This is a genomic window from Nocardioides sp. R-C-SC26, from assembly GCF_021246465.1.
Classification (GTDB): Bacteria; Actinomycetota; Actinomycetes; order Propionibacteriales; family Nocardioidaceae; genus Nocardioides.
Window position 1 is genome coordinate 30,173 of sequence record NZ_JAHRHK010000010.1, and the last position, 18,022, is coordinate 48,194.

An 18,022-nucleotide genomic window follows, 5' to 3' on the forward strand; every position below is an offset into this window, starting at 1 on the left:
CCGTTCTCGGAGCCCGACCTCCGCGGACTTGTTCCCACGGATCCGGACTACCTCGCCACGGATGCGACGTCGGTCACCTACTGTGTGCGCCCGTGAGCAAGCAGCAGTCACTCGTCCGGGTCACCGTGGCCTACGTCATCGCCATCGGCGTGGGCGCCGCCTGGTTCTACGCCGGCCCCGATACCGACCATCTCTGGCTGGACGGCCTCATCGCCGACCTGCTGGCGACGCTCGTGATCTTCGGTGCGAGCCGGATGCACCGCAACTCCAGCTTCTACGACGCCTACTGGAGCGTGCTGCCGCCGCTGCTCGCACTCGCCTGGTGGTTCGAGGCGGGTCGCGACGGTGGCGACCAGGGAGATCCTCTCCGGTTCGCGCTGCTGATGCTGGTGGTGTGGCTCTGGGCCATCCGTCTGACCGGCAACTGGGTCTACGGCTTCCCCGGACTCCACCACGAGGACTGGCGTTACGCCCGCCTGCGCGACAACGCAGGACGCTTCGAACTGCCCGTCGATCTCGTGGCGATCCACGTGATCCCCACCCTGCAGGTCTTCCTCGGGATGATCCCGGTCTACATCGTGGCCACACGTCCGGGCGAGGTCGGCTGGCTCGACGTCGTCGCCGTCACGGTCGGTCTCGGTGCCGTTCTCCTGGAGACCGTCGCCGACGTGCAGATGCACCGGTTCGTGGCCGAGATCAAGCGCACCGGCGCCCAGGGAGCCGTGATGGATCGCGGCGTCTGGTCGTGGTCGCGGCACCCCAACTACGTCGGCGAATTCGGGCTGTGGGTGTCCCTCGCGATCTTCGGCACCGCCGCCGACGCCGGAGCCTGGTGGCAGTGGGTGGGCGTCCTCGCGATGTATGCGATGTTCCAGGGCGCGAGCATCCCGCTCATGGAGGAGCGCAGCCTGGCGCGCCGTCCGGAGTACCAGCAGGTCATCGACCGGGTCGCGCGCTTCCTCCCGCGGCCGCCACGGGCCCGCACGTGACGACGCGCGTGGTCATCGCCGGCCTCGGGGACGCAGGCCTGCTGACCGCGATCCACCTCGCCCGAGACCCGGGGATCGAGGTGGTCGGCATCTCGGCCAAGCCCGGCCTGGTGAGTGGCCAGGAGCTCGGCATGCGGCTGGCCCGACCGCAGCGGTGGGCGCGCGACTACCGACTCGGCTTCGACCGGTTCCGCGGTCTCGATCGGGTCCGCACCGTGCACGCCTCGATCGACGGCGTCGATCTCGCGGCACGACGTCTGCAGCTGACCCTCGCCGACGGAACGTCGTCGACCGAGCCCTTCGACATGCTGCTGATCGCCACCGGCGTCCGCAACGGATTCTGGCGACGCCCCGACCTGCAGAGCACGGAGGAGATCGACGCCGAGATCGACGCGACGCACGCTCGCCTGGCAGAGGCCGGGTCGATCGCCGTCGTGGGCGGCGGTGCGGCTGCGGTCAGCAGCGCCGCACAGCTCTCAGAGGCGCTGCCGCACGTCGCGGTCGACCTCTACTTCCCCGGCGAGCGGGCGCTCCCCCACCACCACGTCCGCGTCTGGGACGCCGTCCGGGCCCGGCTGCGTCGCTCCGGCGTCGGCCTGCATCCGGGCCATCGCGCCGTGCTGCCCGATGCGCCGGACGCGCTCCACGAACTCGGGACCGGGCCGATCACCTGGAGCACCGGTCAGCCGCAGACCTCGGCCGATGTCGTGCTGTGGGCGATCGGACGAGTGGCTCCGAACACCGACTGGCTCCCCGACGACCTCCTCGACGACGACGGCTTCGTCCGCGTGGATCCCGACCTCCGGGTGCCGGGTGCGCCCGAGGGCGTCTTCGCCGTCGGCGACGTCGCCGCCACGGATCCACTGCGCACCTCGGCCAGGAACCAGGGTCACGCCCTCGCCGCTGCCAACATCCGCGCGCACCTGGCGGGCTCGCCGCTGGCCACCTACAGCCCTCCACGCCGCCGCTGGGGCTCGGTGCTCGGCGTCCTCGACGACGGCTTGGTGGTGTTCGCACCGAACGGTCGCGGGTTCCGCTTCCCGGCCTGGACGATCGACGCCGTCCTGCAGCGGCTGATCGTGCGACGCGGCATCTACCGCGGCGTCCGCCGTCGTTGACCGTTGACCCGTCTTCAAGAAGAGACGGGTCAACGCTGCGGGCCGGGAGGCGCGAGGCGCGAGCGGTCCAGCCTGAGCGTCCAGTGTCCGACCCAGCCGGTGCCCACGGTCAGGATCGCACCTACCACCACCAGGGCGGCGGCCAAGGGGGCGACGGCGGCGACGGCGCTGACCAGGAGCGGACCGATGGCGTTGCCGAGATCGGCCAGGAGGCGCCACCCGCCGAGGAACTGGGCACGGCCCAGCGCCGGCGCGGAGTCGGCACCGAGGGTCATCACGACACCCGAGCCCAGACCGTTGCCGACGGCGATCAGCAGCGCGGCGAGCGTCACCGTCACCACGCCGCCGGTGAGAGGGAGCAGCAGGCACGCGGCAGCGACCGTCGCGACGACGGGGACGGCCACGACCGCGCGTCCGCGTCGGTCCATCAACCAGCCGCCGGGCAGGAAGAACACCAGGTCGACGGCGGCGGCGACGGCGAGCATCAGCGAGATCGCGCTCGCCTGGATGCCCAGCTGCTCGGCCCACAACGGCACGACGATCGGACGGATCGACCGGGAGATCCCGATGATCAGGACGGCCACCCCGACGGTCGCGAAGGCCCGGCGCTCCGAACGCAGCACCGAGCCGACCGACAGATGGCCGTGAGCACGAGCGTCGGCGCGGTGCTCCGCCCCGAGGTCGGGCACGGTCCAGGCGAGCAGGGCGGCGCCGAGGGAGAGCGCGGCGGCGAACACGAAGACGGCGCTCAGGCCGCGCCAGTGGATCAGCGCCGCACCCGCGAGAGGGCCGAGCAGCATGCCGATGCGCAGGGTGGCCCCTAGGCCTGAGAGCGCACGGGCTCGGTGCGTGATCGGCACCGCGTCGATGATGAAGCCCTGGCGAGCGATCATGAAGACCGTCCAGGCGGCGCCGGTGGTGGTCACGGCGAACCCCAGGGCGACCACGGAGGTGGTGAGTGCCGCACCGAGCAGGGCGGCGGCGTCGACCAGGCCCGCGACCACCAGGGCTCGACGCTCGCCGATCCGGGCGATCAGTGCGCCGCCGGGCAGCGAGGTGAGCAGCGATCCCAGGCCGAGCAGCGCCACCACGAAGGCGGCCGTGGAGACCGAGGCGCCCAGCTCCCGAGCGTGGAGAGCGAAGACCGGCAGTGCCGCGCCGCCGCCGATCGAGGCGAGCACCGAGGGGCCGTAGGCCGCGACGGCGATGTCGCGGAAGCGGAAGCTCGATGCCCCGGTCGACGTCACCGAGCCATCATCGCCCCGACTCGCGCGATCGTGGCGGGCGGGTTACCAGCGGTTGTGCTCGTGAGTGGGACGACGCAGCATGCGCACGCCCGCCCACGTCGCCAGCGGCAGACCGATCACGAGGATCGCCAGCACGAGCCACTCCGAACCGCTCATGCCGGTGCCCCCGTGATCAGGCGGGCGAGCAGCAGGCGAAGGGTGGCGTGGAGTGGCATGACATCGGGATCCCCCCACGTGATCCCGGCGAATCCACCCGAAGGGAGAGGGCCACCCGAAGGGCGGCCGGGGACGGCTCAGTGCTGGCAGATCAAGCCGCCGTCGACGACGATCTCGGTGCCGGTCACGAACGAGGCAGCGTCGGAGAGCAGGAAGGCCACGACCTCGGCCACCTCCGCGGGCTGTCCCATCCGACGCAGGGGCGCTGCCTGTTCGAAACCGGTGCGGATCTCGTCGATGTCGAGGGCAGGCTGGATCATCGGCGTCACGATGAAGCCGGGGCAGACGGCGTTGACCCTGATGCGCTTCTCTCCCAGCTGAGCCGCCATCGAGCGCGTCAGCCCGAGCAGCCCCGCCTTCGAGGCGCAGTAGGACGGGATCCAGGGGTTCGCGGCCAGGCCCTCGATCGAGGAGATGCCGACGATCGAACCGTGTCCGGCCCGCTCGAGGTGGGGCAGCATCTCCTGAGCCAGGAGGGCGTGAGCGCGCAGGTTCACGTCGACGACCGCGTCCCAGCTCTCGGCGCTGAGGCCGCCGACCGGCGTGGGGTCGACCCGTCCCGCGGCATGGACGAGCCCGGTCAGCCCGCCCAGCGTCTCGGCGGCCTCCGCGACGGGGACGACGAGGTCTGCGGTGACGTCGACGACCTGGCCGTGGCAGCCGATCCGGGCGGCGACCTCCACGACGTCCGGGGAGACATCCCAGAGAGCGACGGATCCGCCACGCTCCATGATCAGTTCGGCACTGGCCAGACCGATACCGGAGGCGCCCCCGGTCACGATGACCTGCAGGTGCTCCAACGAGCGTCGGTCGAGGTGGGCGGTCTCGGGCATGCTGCCTCCAGCAGGAGTGGATCGGACACCGGCACCGACAGCGTAGGACAGCACTTGCGTCGTTCGAACATGTGTTCGATCATGACGCGGTGACCAGTCCTCCGGCGCTTCTCCCGCAACGATCGGTGATCGAGCAGCTGCGACGGCGGGTCTCGGCCATGCAGGGCAGTCCGGCGACCCTGGGAGTCGCAGAGGAGTCGAGTCGAGCCGATCAGCGCCCCCGCCGAGAGACCGGCCAGAAGCTCGATCGGGATCTCGACGAGAGTGCCGGTGCCGGCCGGGGCGTCGGCCGTGCGGTCCCGCTGCCGATGCATCCGGCACTGGCCGGGCTCGTCCCCCTGCGAGCCGGAGGAGTCCTGGCCGTGGACTCAGCCGCGCTGGCGCTCGCGCTGGTGGCCGGGGTCTCCCGCGCCGGCGAGTGGATCGCCGTCGCCGGGTGGCCCGATCTCGGTGCGCAGGCGGCCGCCGACCTGGGCATCGCGCTCGATCGCACGATCTGGGTACCGCACATCGCCGGCGAGCACTGGCTCGAGGTCACCGCCGCACTGGTCGACGTGGTACGCATGCTGGTGCTGGTACCACCGCGTGGAGCACGAGGCACGTCGATCATCGATGCCCGCACCGCCGGCGTGGTGGAGGCGCGCCTGCGCTCGCGCGGGGCTGCCCTGGTGGTGTGGGGCGACTGGCCCCGCTGCGGGCTGCGGGCGAGCCTGGAGGATTCGCGGTGGTCTGGCCCCGACGACGGGCTGGGTCGCCTGCAGCGGCGGCATGCCACGCTGGTGGTGCGTCGCAGTGCCGGCCAGGCGGTGCGTGCCGATCTCCAGTTCGCCGACGACGTCGCGCTGCGACGCGTGGGTCCCGAGCCGTCCGCCGTCGCCACCGGTGGCGTGCACGGTTCTGTCGGTGCTGCCGATCTGCCCCGGGTCGCGGCCCGATGAGGATCCTGGTGGGCTGGTGTCCGGACTGGTCGGTCGTCGCCGCGCTCGGGGAGGCCGGCCTCCCCCCACTCGCACCCGCGGCAGTGCTGAGCGCGAACCGGGTCGAGGTCTGCAACGCGAGTGCGCGAGCCGAGGGTGTGCGACGCGGGCAGCGTCGACGCGACGCCCAGGCGCGATGCCCGGAGCTGGCTCTGCTCGGCGCCAACCCCGATCGCGACGCCCGCGCGTTCGAGCCGGTGCTCGCCACCGTCGAGGAGCTTCGCCCCGGCGTCGCCGCGCTGCGGCCCGGGCTGCTCGCCGTCCGGGCGCCGGGGCGGTTCTTCGGCGGCGAGGAGCACGCGGCGGCGATCCTGGCCGAGACCTTGGTCGACGCGGGCGTCCGTGACTGCCGCTTCGGCGTCGCCGACGATCTGTTCACCGCCGAACAGGCCGCACGGATGGCGCCCACCCAGGAGGCACGCGTGGTGCGTGCCGGTGGCTCGGCCGCCTTCTTGCGCGATCTCCCCCTGGAGGTGCTCACCACCATTCCCGACCTGCCCCAGGCCTCCGAGCTGGTGAGCCTGCTGCGGCGACTCGGGCTGGACACCCTCGGAGAGTTCGCCGCGCTGCCTCTCGAGGCGATCACCCAGCGGCTGGGGCGCCCGGGCGTGGAGGTCTGGCGCCGCGTGCGTGGCGAGGACGCGACGCAGTCCGCGGGCGTCAGCGAACGCACCCCGCCCCCGGACCTGGTGGCCGAGGTCGCCTTCGAGCCACCGCTCGACTCCGTCGAGGCGGTCTGCTTCAGCACTCGCACCACCGCCGAGCGGTTCCTCGCGGAGCTGGCGAGTCGGCATCTGGTCGCCACCGAGGTGCGTGTCGAGGCCGAGTACGACGGCGCCGACGGGCCGGGCATCTCCTCTCGCACCTGGCTGCATCCACGGTGCTTCTCCTCACGCGACCTCATCGATCGCGTGCACTGGCAGCTCCAGGCCCACACCAGCGGCAGCGGGCTCCGCTCGCGTCGCGGTATCGACGGCGGCGCGGTGCGTGCACCGATCGAACGGGTGCGCTTCGTGCCCGAGACGGTCGAGCCCGCGCACGCCCACGCCCAGGGGCTGTGGGGCGGCGGGGGTGACGACCAGGTCGAACGGGGGGTGGCGCGGGTGCAGGCGATGGTGGGTTTCGAGGCGGTCGTGCGCCCGGTCCTGCAGGGCGGTCGCTCCCCCTCCGCACGACAGGCCGCCGTCCCCTGGGGCGAGCGAGCCACCACGTCGACTCCCCGCGAACAGCCATGGCCGGGTCAGATACCCGGACCGGCACCGGTCCGGGTCTTCGCCCGACCGATCCCCGCCGAGATCCATGGCGACGACGGTCGTCCTGTCGCGGTCTCCGCCCGCGGCGCCGTCACCGGCATCCCCGCACGCCTGCGGATCGACACCGGCTCCTGGCAACCCGTCGCTGCCTGGGCCGGGCCCTGGCCGGTCGACGAGCAGTGGTGGGGCGCGGCGTCCTCCTCCGCGGGCCCGGCGGCCCGGTTCCAGATGGTCGGCGTCGACGGACGGGCCTGGCTGGCGGTGTGCCGAGCGGGCACCTGGCTGATCGAGGCCGGCTATGACTGACAGGGGCGCCTGATGGGGTGGGAGAACCCCCCGGTGCCCTGGCGGGAGCTGGAGCGCCGTCTCTCCGGCGTGCCTGCGCCTCCCGGAGCCGACGATGCGCCGATCTCGCAACGCAAGGTCTACTCCCGGGCCCGCTCGCGTACGCGCACGCAGCACGGGCAGGACCCGACGCCGGTGCCGTCCGGCGCGCAGGTGCCCTACGCGGAGCTCCACTGCCACTCCCACTACTCCTTCCTCGACGGCGCCAGCAGCCCCGCCGAGCTGGTGGAGGAGGCCGTGCGGCTGGGGCTGCACGCCGTGGCGATCACCGATCACGACGGCTTCTACGGGGCGCCGATGATGGCGGAGGCAGCCGCTGAGCATGAGCTCTCCATCGTCTACGGCGCGGAGTTGTCGCTGGGGCTCTCCGGTCCTCAGAACGGCGTCCCCGACCCGGAGGGGTCGCATCTGCTGGTGCTGGCGCGTGGCGTGGAGGGCTACCACCGACTGGCAGGGGCGATCACCGAGGCGCACCTGCGCGGCGATGAGAAGGGCCGCCCGGTCTACGACCTCGCCGAGCTCTCCGACCGTGGGCGCGACCACTGGGTGGTGCTCACCGGGTGCCGCAAGGGATGGGTCCGCCAGGCGCTCGACCTGGGTGGGGAGAGCGCCGCCGCCGAGCAGCTCGACCGGCTCACCGCGCTCTTCGGTCTCGACAACGTGGTGGTCGAGCTGTCGGCTCGACCCCATCCACTGGCCCAGGAGACCAACCGTCGGCTGGCCGATCTCGCCGGGGTGCACGGCCTGGCGACCGTCGCCACCGGCAACGTCCACCACGCGACCCCGGAGCGGCATCGGCTGGCGGCGGCGATGGCCTCGGTGCGGGCTCGCCGCAGCCTGGCCGACGCGAACGGATGGCTCGACCTGTCCGGCGGAGGCCACCTGCGCAGCGGCGCCGAGGTCGCGGCACTGCTGCGCGAACACCCGGACGCCGTCGCCCACAGCGTGCGCTTGGCCGACGAGCTGGCTTTCGACCTGCACCGGGCGTCCCCGCGCCTGCCCAAGCACCGCATCCCGGCCGGGCACACCGCCGACTCCTGGCTGGAGCATCTGGCCTGGGAGGGCTTCGAGCGCACCTACGTCGGCGCGAAGCACGAGGACGATGCTCGCAAGCGGCTGGAGCAGGAGCTCAAGATCGTCGCCGAGAAGGACTTCTCCGGTTACTTCGTGATCGTGCACGACATCGTCGCCGAGGCACGCCGTCGCCGGATCCTCTGCCAGGGGCGGGGCTCGGCCGCCAGCTCGGCGCTCTGCTACGCCCTCGGCATCACCGCCGTGGACGCCGTCTTCTACCGGTTGCCCTTCGAGCGGTTCATCTCCGCCCACCGCGAGGAGGAGCCCGACATCGACGTCGACTTCGACTCCGATCGGCGTGAGGAGATCATCCAGTGGGTCTATGACACCTATGGCCGTCGCAACGCCGCCCAGGTCGCCAACGTCGTGGGCTATCGGCCACGGATGGCGGTGCGTGACGCCGCCAAGGCACTGGGCTACTCCCCCGGCCAGCAGGATGCCTGGTCCAAGCAGATCGACGGCTGGAGCTCGCTGGTGGTGCCCGAGGTCGAGGGCGGGCCCGGCATCCCACCGCAGGTGGTGAGCCTGGCCGAGGAGTTCCTCGGCGCACCCCGGCACCTGGGAATCCACTCGGGCGGGATGGTGCTGACCGAGCAGCCGATCGGTGAGGTATGCCCGATCGAGCGGGCGCGGATGGAGCGCCGCACGATCCTGCAGTGGGACAAGGACGCCTGCGAGTCGATGGGGCTGGTGAAGTTCGACCTCCTGGGGCTGGGGATGCTCGGCGCTCTCGACCACATGATGCGGATGACCGAGCAGCATCTGGGCGAGCCCTGGACCACGCTGGAGTCGTTGCCCAAGGAGGAACCGGCGGTCTACGACATGCTCTGCCGGGCCGACTCCATCGGCGTCTTCCAGGTCGAGAGCCGTGCCCAGATCGGCACGCTGCCACGACTGCAGCCCCGCCGCTTCTACGACCTAGCGATCGAGATCGCGCTGATCCGCCCCGGCCCGATCCAGGGCGGAGCCGTGCATCCCTACGTCCGACGGGCCACCGGGCAGGAGGAGGTCACCTACGACCACCCCGACGTGATCCCGGTGCTCGAGCGCACCAAGGGGGTGCCGCTGTTCCAGGAGCAGCTGATGGCGATGGCGGTCGCGTTGGGCGACTGCTCCCGCGACGACGCCGACCTGCTGCGGCGGGCGATGGGCTCCAAGCGCGGGGTCGAGCGGATCGAGCGGGTCAAGGAGACGCTCTACGCCGGTATGGCCAAGCGCGGCATCATCGGCGGCCACGCCGACGCGATCTACCTGAAGATCCTCTCCTTCGCGAACTTCGGCTTCGCCGAGTCCCACGCGCTGAGCTTCGCTCTCCTGGTCTACGCCAGCTCCTGGTTCAAGCTGCACTACCCGGCCGCCTTCCTCGCCGGGTTGCTGCGCAACCAGCCCATGGGCTTCTACTCGCCGCAGTCGCTGGTCGGCGATGCCCGACGGCACGGTGTCGAGGTGCGTCGCCCCGACATCGTCTGGTCGGGGGTGCAGGCAGAGCTGGAGCTCCTCGACCTCGACGCCCGCGAGCCGGACACGGTGGCGCAGGCCACGCCGACCGGATTGGCGGCTTGCCGGGCACGACACTTCACCGCCACGGCGTGGGTGCCGGGAACACCCGATCCGACGCCGGAGCATCGCCGCGACGGCCGGCTCGCCGTCCGGATGGGGCTGGATGCGGTGCGCGGGCTCGGGGCCGAGGCAGCGGAGCGGATCGTGGCCGCCCGTCGCGAGCGCCCCTTCACCGACATCCCCGACCTCGCGCGTCGCACCGGTCTCACCTCGCCGCAGTTGGAGGCCCTCGCCACGGCGGGTGCCTTCGCGCCCTGGGGCCTGGATCGACGCGGGGCGCTGTGGTCGGCCGGCTTCGCCGAGAGCGCCGAGCACCTGCCGGGAACGACACCGGTCGCACCGGCCCCTGCGCTCGCGCCCCTCCGCGAGGCCGAGGTCACCCTGGCCGACCTCTGGGCCACCGGCGTCTCGCCCGAGCATCATCCGATCGAGCATCTGCGCGTGCAGCTCAGCAGGGCGGGGATCCGCTCGATCAGCGACCTCGCGCAGGTCGAGACCGGACGACGGGTGCACGTCGCGGGGTTGATCACCCACCGCCAACGACCGGGCACCGCGCGCGGTGTCACCTTCCTCAACCTCGAGGACGAGACCGGGATGCTGAACGTGATCTGCTCGGTGGGCGTGATGCGGGTGCACCGTCACGCCGCGCGCAACCGGGTCGCCGTCGTCATCCGCGGTCGACTCGAGCACCACGACGGCGCCACCAACCTGGTGGCCGATCGGGTCGAGGGACTGGATGCGATCGTGCCCGGGGCAGGCGACGTCCTCCAGGCTCGCCAGAGCTCCCGAGACTTCCGTTGAGACGACTCGTGGACGACCCGGGACACGCGGAGAGACGACCCCTGTTTATTTGTATTAATTCACTGGACTAACATGTACGCGTGACCCAGACACTGCTGACCCGAGAACCAGCCCTGGCGTCCCCGCGCTCCCACGACGCACGCCAGACCGGACGCTCCGCCACCCGACGACGTCGCACCACGCGGCCCGCGATCTCCCACCGCGCCCTCCAAGTCCTCCGGGCACTGAGCCCGGTGTTCGTGCTCGTGACGTGGCAGACCGCGTCCTGGACCGGCGTCCTGAGCGAGCGGACGCTCGCCTCACCCCTGAGCCTGATCGAGACCGCTCAGACCCTGATCGCCTCCGGTGAACTGCAGGAGGCCGTCCTGGTCTCCCTCCAACGCGCCTCGATCGGCTTCGTGCTGGGCGCCGGCATCGCCGTGACGCTCGGCACGATCGTCGGCCTGAGCCGAGTCGGCGACGCGCTGATCGACCCGCTCGTGCAGATGCTCCGCATGCTGCCGCTGTTCGGACTCGTCCCCCTCTTCATCATCTGGTTCGGGATCAAGGAACAGCCCAAGATCTACCTGGTCGCGCTCTTCGTCATCGTGCCGCTCTACCTCAACCTGGTGGCGTCGTTGCGCGGAGTCGACCGCGAGCTCACCGAGGTCGCCGACACGCTGCACCTGACGCGCGGCGAACGGCTGCGGCATCTCTACCTCCCCGCCGTCACGCCCGGACTCCTCGTCGGGCTGCGCCAGTCGCTCGGTATGGCCTGGATCGCGCTCATCGTCGCCGAACAGGTCAACGCAGGCGCCGGCCTGGGCTACCTGATCAACAACGCCCGTGACTTCATGCGCACCGACGTCATCGTGGTGGGCCTGATCTGCTACGCCGCCCTCGGGCTGCTGACCGACTCGATCGTGCGCCTCATCGAACGACGAGCACTGCGCTGGCGGGGGGTGCCGGCATGACCACCCCACGTCCTTCCTCGACTCCCCAGCTCCGCTCCTCCGCGAACAAGCCCGCAGGGACCCCGTCATGACCAGCCCCCAGAACTCCGACGTCGTCAGCGACCTGCGTCGTGTCTCCTGGAGCTTCGGCGACCACCAGGTCCTCCAAGACATCGACCTGACCATCCATCAGGGCGAGTTCATCGCCCTGCTCGGCCAGTCCGGCTGCGGCAAGTCCACCCTGCTGCGCATCGTCGGCGAGATCGTCACCGGCGCCGACGGCACCGTGCAGACCGATCCCGACACCGCCGTCGCCTTCCAGGACCCCCGGCTGCTGCCGTGGCGCACCGTCCTCGACAACGTGACCCTGGGACTCCGCGGTCGCGATGCCGACGAGCGCGGCCGCGCGATCCTCGCCGACGTCGGCCTCGCCGGCCGCGAGGATGCCTGGCCGCGCGAGCTGTCCGGGGGTCAACGACAGCGGGTCGCCCTGGCCCGCGCGCTCGTGCGTGAGCCGCGCCTGCTGCTGCTCGACGAACCGTTCAGTGCGCTCGACGCCCTCACCCGCCTCACCGCCCAGGATCTCGTCCGCCGTCTGCTCCAGGCCCACGGACCCGCCGTGCTGATGGTCACCCACGACGTCGAGGAGGCACTGCTCCTCGCCGACCGTGTGCTCGTGCTGGCCGACGGCGGCTTCATCCACGACGAGCAGCTCGACCTCCCGCACCCACGTCGTCGCGACGACGAGGAGATCGTCCGCCGACGCGCCCACCTCCTCAGCCTCCTCGGCGTCCAAGGCGCCGCGGTCGCCTGAGGAGCGGCCACACCACGCAACCCGCCATCCCCCACTCCCCGTCCCGCCGGCCCGACGGCGGGCACCGCGCGCTCGGGCGTGCCCACCGAAGACAAGGACTCCCCATGCCCATCACCTTCCGCTCGCTCCGTCGCCCCGGCATCGCCCGACGTCAGGCCGCCATGGCGTCGGCCGCGTTGCTCGCCGCGGCCGCCCTGACCGGATGCTCCGGCGACGAGGAGAAGGCCGACGTCCTGCGTGTCGGCGTCCAGAAGGACGGCGTGCGCTCGGTGCTCGAAGCCTCCGGCGTGCTCGACGACCTGCCCTACGAGATCGAGTACTCCGAGTTCACGGCCGGTCCGCCGATCATCGAGGCCGCCAACGCGGACGAGATCGACGTGGCGTGGGTCGGGGCCGCGCCACCGATCTTCGGCGCCGCAGCCGGCGCCCAGTTCAAGATCGTCGCCACCGTCGCCGAACGCGACGAGAAGCAGGACTCCATCCTGGTGCCCGCCGACTCCGACATCGGCTCCGTGGCGGATCTGAAGGGCAAGAGCATCGCCGTCGCCAAGGGCACCAGCGGGCACGGTCACCTGCTGCTCGCGCTGGAGGCCAACGGCCTGAGCCTCGACGACGTCGAGCCCCAGTACCTCGCCCCGGCCGACGGCCAGGCTGCCTTCCAGTCCGGCGCCGTCGACGCCTGGGCGATCTGGGACCCCTTCGTGACGCAGGCCGTGATGGAGAACGGCGCGGTCGACCTCACCGAGGACCAGCCCGAGACCGACCCGTACCTCCAGTTCGAGATCGCCTCCGTCGGAGCGCTCGAGGACGACGCGACGCGCGAGAAGATCACCGACTTCCTCACGCGCCTGCGCGACGCCTTCGCCTGGGCGGCAGAGAACCCGCAGGAGTTCGGCGCGGGCTGGGCCGAGGAGTCCGGTCTGTCCGAGGACGTGCTGGTCGCGGTCGCGGAGAAGAAGAAGAACGACGTGCGTCCCGTCTCTGAGGGGGACATCGCATCCATCCAGCTGCTCGCGGACAAGTTCACCGAGGCCGGCGAGCTGCCCGACGCGGTCGACGTCGCGGCGATCGTCGAGCCCGGGCTCATCGAGTGACCGGCTGAACCACCCGGTGCTCTGCGCCGCCGTCCGACCACGATCTCGACGTCCAGGAGTGTGTCCATGTCACGAAGCCCGAACATGACGCCGTGCGGCACCGCCGCACACCCGACGGTGATCGTGGTCGGCGGCGGCGCCGGTGGCGCGCTGACCGCTCTCCACCTGACCGTGGCCGCCGGCCGGCGCTCGACGCGGGTCGACGTCGTCGTCGTCGACCCGCTCACGCGGATCGGGAGCGGCACGGCGTTCGGCACTCCGGACGAGGACCACCTGCTCAACGTCCCCGCGGCCGGGATGAGCGCGCTGCCCGAGGATCCGGGCCACTTCGTCGCCTGGCGTCGGCGCACCAGCCCGACGACGGCGCGGCCGTACGAGTTCGCGCCACGACGCGACTACGCGCGCTACCTCGACGAGACCCTGCGAACGGCCACGGCCGAATCCGGCGACGTGACCATCACGCACGTGCCGCGGATCGCCGTCGGCGTCGACCCCGACGGGAGCGGCGTCCGGGTGCGGCTCGACGACGGTTCCGCGGTGCGTGGCGACGCGCTCGTCGTCGCCCCCGGCCTGCCCGCCCCGGCGTCGGAATGGGCGCCCACCGACCTCGCCGGCAGTGCGTTCTACGTGTCCGACCCGTGGGCCACCGGTGCGCTGGACGTCGTGGCGCGCGACCGGGTCGGGCCGGGCGAGGTGCTCGTCGTCGGCACCGGCCTGACGGCGGTCGACGTCGCCCTCACGCTCGTCCGATCCTCGCGCGAGGACCGCGTCGTCCATGCGATCAGCAGATCCGGCCGCCTCCCGCATCCGCATGCCGAGGCGATGCTGCCCCCCGCGACCCCCGACATCTCCGGTTGGGGGACGCCCCTGGTCGAGCTCCGCCAGCACGTGAGCCGCCATCTGCGCCAGGTCACCGACGACGGCGGCGACTGGCGCTCGGCCGTCGACGGCCTCCGCTTCCAGATCGGCACGCTCTGGGGGCGGCTGAGCGAGCCGGAGCGTGAGGAGTTCCTGACCACCGACGCGGCCTCCTGGAACCGCCTCCGCCACCGGATGGCGCCCGCTTCGCGCCGGCGGATGGAGTCCCTGGTCGCCGAGGGACGCGTGCAGCTCGCCGCGGCCTCGGTCTCCGGCGCGAGCCCGCTCCCGCGGGGCGGGCTGCGGGTCGAGCTGACCGACGGCACCACGCGCGACGTCGGCTGGGTGATCAACGCCACCGGGCCGCGCCACGACGTCCGGGTGCTCGGCAATCCGCTGATCGACGACCTGCTGCGTCGTCGTCCCGACGGGCGATGTCTCGCCGTCCCGGCCACGGCCGGGATGGGCGTGCTGACCCACGACGGCCGCGTCAGCGACTCCGCGGGCCGACCAGGTTTGCCGATCTGGGCCATCGGCGCGCTGCGCCGCGGCGAACTGTGGGAGTCGACCGCCGTCCCCGAGATCCGCAGCCAGGCTCTCGCCGCCGCGACCGCCGTGTTGGACGCCGTCGCGCCGATGCCCCGGCGCCTCGCAGACGGACGGGTCGTCAGTGGTCACCACCCGATCGCACGTCCGCGCGACCCGCTCGGCCTGCCGATCTCCACGACGGCCGAGGCCGCGCTGGCCTTCAACGCCGGTCTCGAGCAGATGATGCGCGTGCAGGACGGGGCCGCCGAGCGCTTCGCCGAGGCAGCGGCACTCGACCCGGGGTTCGCTCTCGCCTACGCGGCCCTGGCCCTGCTCGGGCACGAAGCCGGCGCACAGACCGACGTCGTCTCGTGTCTGGCGGCCGCGGTGTCGGCCATCGCCACCCGCGGAGACGATCGAGAGCGGAGCCTCGTCGAGGTGGTCCGCACCCGGATCGAGGACGCGCGTCCGGCCGGTGACGCGGCCTTGCTCAGTCACGTGGCCGCGTACCCACGTGACGTGCTGGCGGTGTCCGCTGCCGTGCCCACGATCGCGTTCTCCGGCGTGACCGACGTGCGCCGCGAGGCATGGGACCTGGTCGAGGGCCTGGCACCCGCCTACGGCGACCACTGGTGGTACCTGTCGTTGCTGGCATTCACCCGCCAGGACCAGGGCCGCTTCGAGGAGGCCGGTCTGCTCGCGGAGAGCGCGCTCGCCTGCGAGCCCGCATCGGGTCACGCCGCGCACGCACTGGCCCACGTGCTGTACGAGACCGGGCAGCACGAGACCGGCAAGGTCTGGCTCGACCACTGGATCGCGGAGAACGGTCGCTCGGCCAACCACCGCGCGCACTTCTCCTGGCACGCCGCCCTCCACGAGCTGGCGGCGGGCGACACCGAGTCGGTGCGACACCGCTACTACGCGGAGCTGGCTCCCCCGACGGTCACTGGGGTGCGTGCGCTCATCGATGCGGCCTCGCTGCTGTGGCGTTGGCGCGTCACGACGTCGATCTGCTGGGGGTTGGACGGCGACCCGGTGCCGCCTGTCGATCCCGTGCTCGCCGCGGTCGACGCCGACCTGCTCGATGCACCGGAGAGCCCCTTCACCGCCGTCCACGCAGCGATCGCGCTGACGACGGCCGGACAGGTGGATCGCCTCCGCGGCCTCGCCGACCACGTCCGATCGAGCCCGGACGCCGTCCTGTCGACGACGGTCGCGGCGATCTGCGACGGCCTGGTCCTGGTCGCGACCGAGGACTTCGCCGCAGCGGCCGACGTCCTCATGGAGGTGATGCCCCGGCTGGAGGAGGTCGGCGGATCGGCGGCGCAACGCGAGGTGATCGAGGAGACCCTGCTCTACTGCCTGCGGCGTTCGGACCAGGTGGATCCCGTGCGCGGCATCCTCAGCGATCGTCTCAGCCGCCGCCACTCGCCTCTCGACGACGCACGCCGCATCGCCGTCTGATTCGGTGGTCGAGGTGCCCGGCGCGCCCGCCTGCCGGTGGTTGAGGAGCCCCGCGCGCCCGCCCGCCGGTGGTTGAGGAGCCCCGCGAGGGACGAGCGGGGCGTCTCGAAACCCCGTGAGCCGACAGCCCACCCCTATCCAGGCGGTAGCCGACAGGCCTCCGTGCTCCCCGGCAACCGATACCGGTTCGCGGCGATCCATCGATACACCAACGCCGCCAGCGGCCGCACCCAGCGCATCCGCAGCACCCGCCCCACCGGACGCCGCCATCCCCCGCTGTGCTCGAGCCCGCGGGCGATCGCCATCGCGCCGGCATCGCGTGCCTCGCCGTCAGGACCCACCCAGTACGCCGCGGCCGTCACCATCTCCTCGGTGAGACCGACAGCCGCCAGGTCGGGGATCGCCTGCCAGGCGCGCACGGCAACACCCCGCCGCTCGGCCCACCGCGCGGCGTTCGTGCAGAAGCCGCAATCGGCGTCGTAGATCAGGTACGACATCGCTCCATCCTGACCTACATTCGCAGGATGCGTGTTCTCTCGGGCCTCATCGTCACCGTTCTCCCCCTTGCCGTCGCCACGGTCCCCCCGTCGGCCTCCTCGGCGTCTGCGGCGAGCGCGGTGACCGCCGTCGCCGGCACGAACGAGCGCGCGGCTCCTCGATCGACCGTGCCTCGCTGCCAGGGACGCCGTGCCACCAGGGTCGGCGACCCTGGCCGTCGGCTCACCGGAACACCCGGAGACGATGTCCTCGTCAGCAACGGTGCGATCGCGGTGCGTGGTCTCGGCGGCAACGATCTGATCTGCCTGACTCGGTCGGCAAAGGTCCGTCCGGACCGGACCATCGCTGTCGATGCCGGGCGCGGCGACGACCGGGTCCACGTCGTCGGCGCTGCCCCTCGTCGAGCCGAGGTGGTGCTGGGGCCGGGCTCGGACATGTTCTGGGGTGGTTCAGGCGCGGAGACGGTGTACGCACATGCGATGTTCGAGGGCGGCCGCGATGACGGCCGCGACGTGATCCGCGCTGGGGCCGGCGCCGACACCGTCTACGCCGGTGGCGAAGCCAACGTCGACCTGATCACCCTCGGCTCGGGCAACGACCGGGCCCTGCTTTCCTCGTCAGCGATGGCGCCCGCAGCGCATCTCGACGGCGGCAGCGGCATCGACGTCGTTCGTCTCACCCGCGCACTTGACGAGATCGACAACCGCACCGGCCGCGGCCTGGGCACTCGGAACGGCATCGAGGTGCTCCGCGCATCGGCCTTCGAGGACTTCGGAACCGTTGCGACGTTCCTGGGAGGGCCTGCGGACGAGGTCGTCGAGGCAACCGGGCGCGCCGACATGGGCGCAGGTGACGACACCGTCCGAATCTCGCTCCGGTTCGGCGCCGGTCCCGAGTCGGCCGCGCCCGTGCTCGACGGCGGCGCCGGACGAGACTTGGTACTCGCTACCGGCATCTACCTCGGTGTCGGATTGGCGCGACACGCCTCATTCGACCTGGACTCCGGCACCGCCGTCCTCGACGAACAGCAGGTGCAGTTATCCGGCTTCGAGGACGTGGCGGCCGCGGCGTACGACGAACTCGCGATCCTCGGCGATGCCGGGGACAACACGCTCTCCGGGCTGTCCTGCGACACGAGGATCGAGGGGCGTGGCGGCGATGATCGGCTGAGCTCGATGAGCAACCTCGACATCCGCGATGAAGGCGCCTTCTGTCCGGGACTTCCGTCTTTCGGCCATGGGCCCGCCGTTCTGCTCGGCCAAGACGGCGACGACGTGCTGCGGGGCGGTCGCGGGGACGACGAGCTCGTGGGCGGGGCCGGACTCGACATCGCCGATGGCCGAGAGGGCCCCGACACCTGCGAGGCCGAGACCGTGAGGAACTGCGAGACCGTCGGCTGAGCTACTGCACCGACCCGACGC

The 18,022-nt window shown here is 71.9% G+C and carries 13 protein-coding genes; 10 read left to right on the plus strand and 3 right to left on the minus strand.

What is annotated here, in order from left to right; genetic code table 11:
* Window positions 1-92 precede the first annotated feature (92 nt).
* Both KSO97_RS10575 and KSO97_RS10580 read left to right on the plus strand, forming a co-directional pair.
* Window positions 93-989, plus strand: a complete 897-nt coding sequence (locus KSO97_RS10575) for a DUF1295 domain-containing protein (protein ID WP_232678641.1) — start codon at window positions 93-95, stop codon at window positions 987-989.
* The gene (locus KSO97_RS10580) at window positions 986-2,107 is read left to right on the plus strand and encodes an FAD-dependent oxidoreductase (protein WP_232678643.1); all 1,122 of its coding nucleotides are present in this window, start codon (window positions 986-988) and stop codon (window positions 2,105-2,107) included. Before KSO97_RS10575 ends, KSO97_RS10580 begins: the two co-directional genes overlap by 4 nt.
* Before the next feature lie 29 nt (window positions 2,108-2,136).
* Here the strand turns inward: KSO97_RS10580 and KSO97_RS18300 are convergent, their stop codons facing one another.
* Both KSO97_RS18300 and KSO97_RS10590 read right to left on the minus strand, forming a co-directional pair.
* Complete coding sequence (locus KSO97_RS18300) at window positions 2,137-3,354, minus strand: MFS transporter (RefSeq protein ID WP_232678646.1); 1,218 nt, start codon at window positions 3,352-3,354, stop codon at window positions 2,137-2,139.
* Window positions 3,355-3,647: 293 nt separating this feature from the next.
* Window positions 3,648-4,403, minus strand: a complete 756-nt coding sequence (locus KSO97_RS10590) for an SDR family NAD(P)-dependent oxidoreductase (protein WP_232678648.1) — start codon at window positions 4,401-4,403, stop codon at window positions 3,648-3,650.
* A gap of 89 nt (window positions 4,404-4,492) precedes the next feature.
* On the opposite strand from KSO97_RS10590, the gene KSO97_RS10595 reads away from it, so the two are divergent.
* The 7 genes from KSO97_RS10595 to KSO97_RS10625 all read left to right on the plus strand — a co-directional run bounded on the left by KSO97_RS10595 (window position 4,493) and on the right by KSO97_RS10625 (window position 16,103).
* Window positions 4,493-5,341, plus strand: a complete 849-nt coding sequence (locus KSO97_RS10595) for a hypothetical protein (RefSeq protein WP_232678650.1) — start codon at window positions 4,493-4,495, stop codon at window positions 5,339-5,341.
* Entirely contained in the window at window positions 5,338-6,939 is a 1,602-nt protein-coding gene (locus KSO97_RS10600; RefSeq protein WP_232678652.1) for a DNA polymerase Y family protein, read from the plus strand. The genes KSO97_RS10595 and KSO97_RS10600 overlap by 4 nt, the downstream gene beginning before the upstream one ends.
* A 12-nt stretch (window positions 6,940-6,951) precedes the next feature.
* Window positions 6,952-10,413 carry an error-prone DNA polymerase gene (locus KSO97_RS10605; RefSeq protein ID WP_232678654.1) on the plus strand — a complete coding sequence of 1,154 codons (3,462 nt, stop codon included), beginning with the start codon at window positions 6,952-6,954 and terminating at the stop codon, window positions 10,411-10,413.
* A gap of 80 nt (window positions 10,414-10,493) precedes the next feature.
* Complete coding sequence (locus KSO97_RS10610) at window positions 10,494-11,366, plus strand: ABC transporter permease (RefSeq protein ID WP_232678656.1); 873 nt, start codon at window positions 10,494-10,496, stop codon at window positions 11,364-11,366.
* 67 nt (window positions 11,367-11,433) lie between these two features.
* A complete protein-coding gene (locus KSO97_RS10615; RefSeq protein ID WP_232678657.1) occupies window positions 11,434-12,159 on the plus strand; it encodes an ABC transporter ATP-binding protein in 726 nt (241 codons plus the stop codon).
* A gap of 104 nt (window positions 12,160-12,263) precedes the next feature.
* Window positions 12,264-13,253, plus strand: a complete 990-nt coding sequence (locus KSO97_RS10620; protein WP_232678659.1) for an ABC transporter substrate-binding protein — start codon at window positions 12,264-12,266, stop codon at window positions 13,251-13,253.
* A gap of 66 nt (window positions 13,254-13,319) precedes the next feature.
* On the plus strand, window positions 13,320-16,103 hold the full coding sequence (locus KSO97_RS10625; protein ID WP_232678661.1) for an FAD/NAD(P)-binding protein: 2,784 nt from the start codon (window positions 13,320-13,322) through the stop codon (window positions 16,101-16,103).
* A 134-nt stretch (window positions 16,104-16,237) separates the two neighbouring features.
* On the opposite strand, the gene KSO97_RS10630 is transcribed toward KSO97_RS10625, so the two are convergent.
* Window positions 16,238-16,600 carry a thiol-disulfide oxidoreductase DCC family protein gene (locus tag KSO97_RS10630; protein WP_232678663.1) on the minus strand — a complete coding sequence of 121 codons (363 nt, stop codon included), beginning with the start codon at window positions 16,598-16,600 and terminating at the stop codon, window positions 16,238-16,240.
* Between the two features lie 27 nt (window positions 16,601-16,627).
* On the opposite strand from KSO97_RS10630, the gene KSO97_RS10635 reads away from it, so the two are divergent.
* Window positions 16,628-18,001: a hypothetical protein gene (locus tag KSO97_RS10635; protein ID WP_232678665.1), complete on the plus strand. Its 1,374-nt coding sequence runs from the start codon at window positions 16,628-16,630 to the stop codon at window positions 17,999-18,001.
* Window positions 18,002-18,022 lie beyond the last annotated feature (21 nt).

Excerpts from the sequence above, each read along its gene's own strand:
- KSO97_RS10620 (WP_232678659.1), top strand. The coding sequence starts at position 12,264 with ATGCCCATCACCTTCCGCTCGCTCCGTCGCCCCGGCATCGCCCGACGT.
- KSO97_RS10630 (WP_232678663.1), bottom strand. The coding sequence starts at position 16,600 with ATGTCGTACCTGATCTACGACGCCGATTGCGGCTTCTGCACGAACGCC.
- KSO97_RS10615 (WP_232678657.1), top strand. The coding sequence starts at position 11,434 with ATGACCAGCCCCCAGAACTCCGACGTCGTCAGCGACCTGCGTCGTGTC.
- KSO97_RS10590 (WP_232678648.1), bottom strand. The coding sequence starts at position 4,403 with ATGCCCGAGACCGCCCACCTCGACCGACGCTCGTTGGAGCACCTGCAG.
- KSO97_RS10600 (WP_232678652.1), top strand. The coding sequence starts at position 5,338 with ATGAGGATCCTGGTGGGCTGGTGTCCGGACTGGTCGGTCGTCGCCGCG.
- KSO97_RS10635 (WP_232678665.1), top strand. The coding sequence starts at position 16,628 with ATGCGTGTTCTCTCGGGCCTCATCGTCACCGTTCTCCCCCTTGCCGTC.
- KSO97_RS10625 (WP_232678661.1), top strand. The coding sequence starts at position 13,320 with ATGTCACGAAGCCCGAACATGACGCCGTGCGGCACCGCCGCACACCCG.
- KSO97_RS10605 (WP_232678654.1), top strand. The coding sequence starts at position 6,952 with ATGGGGTGGGAGAACCCCCCGGTGCCCTGGCGGGAGCTGGAGCGCCGT.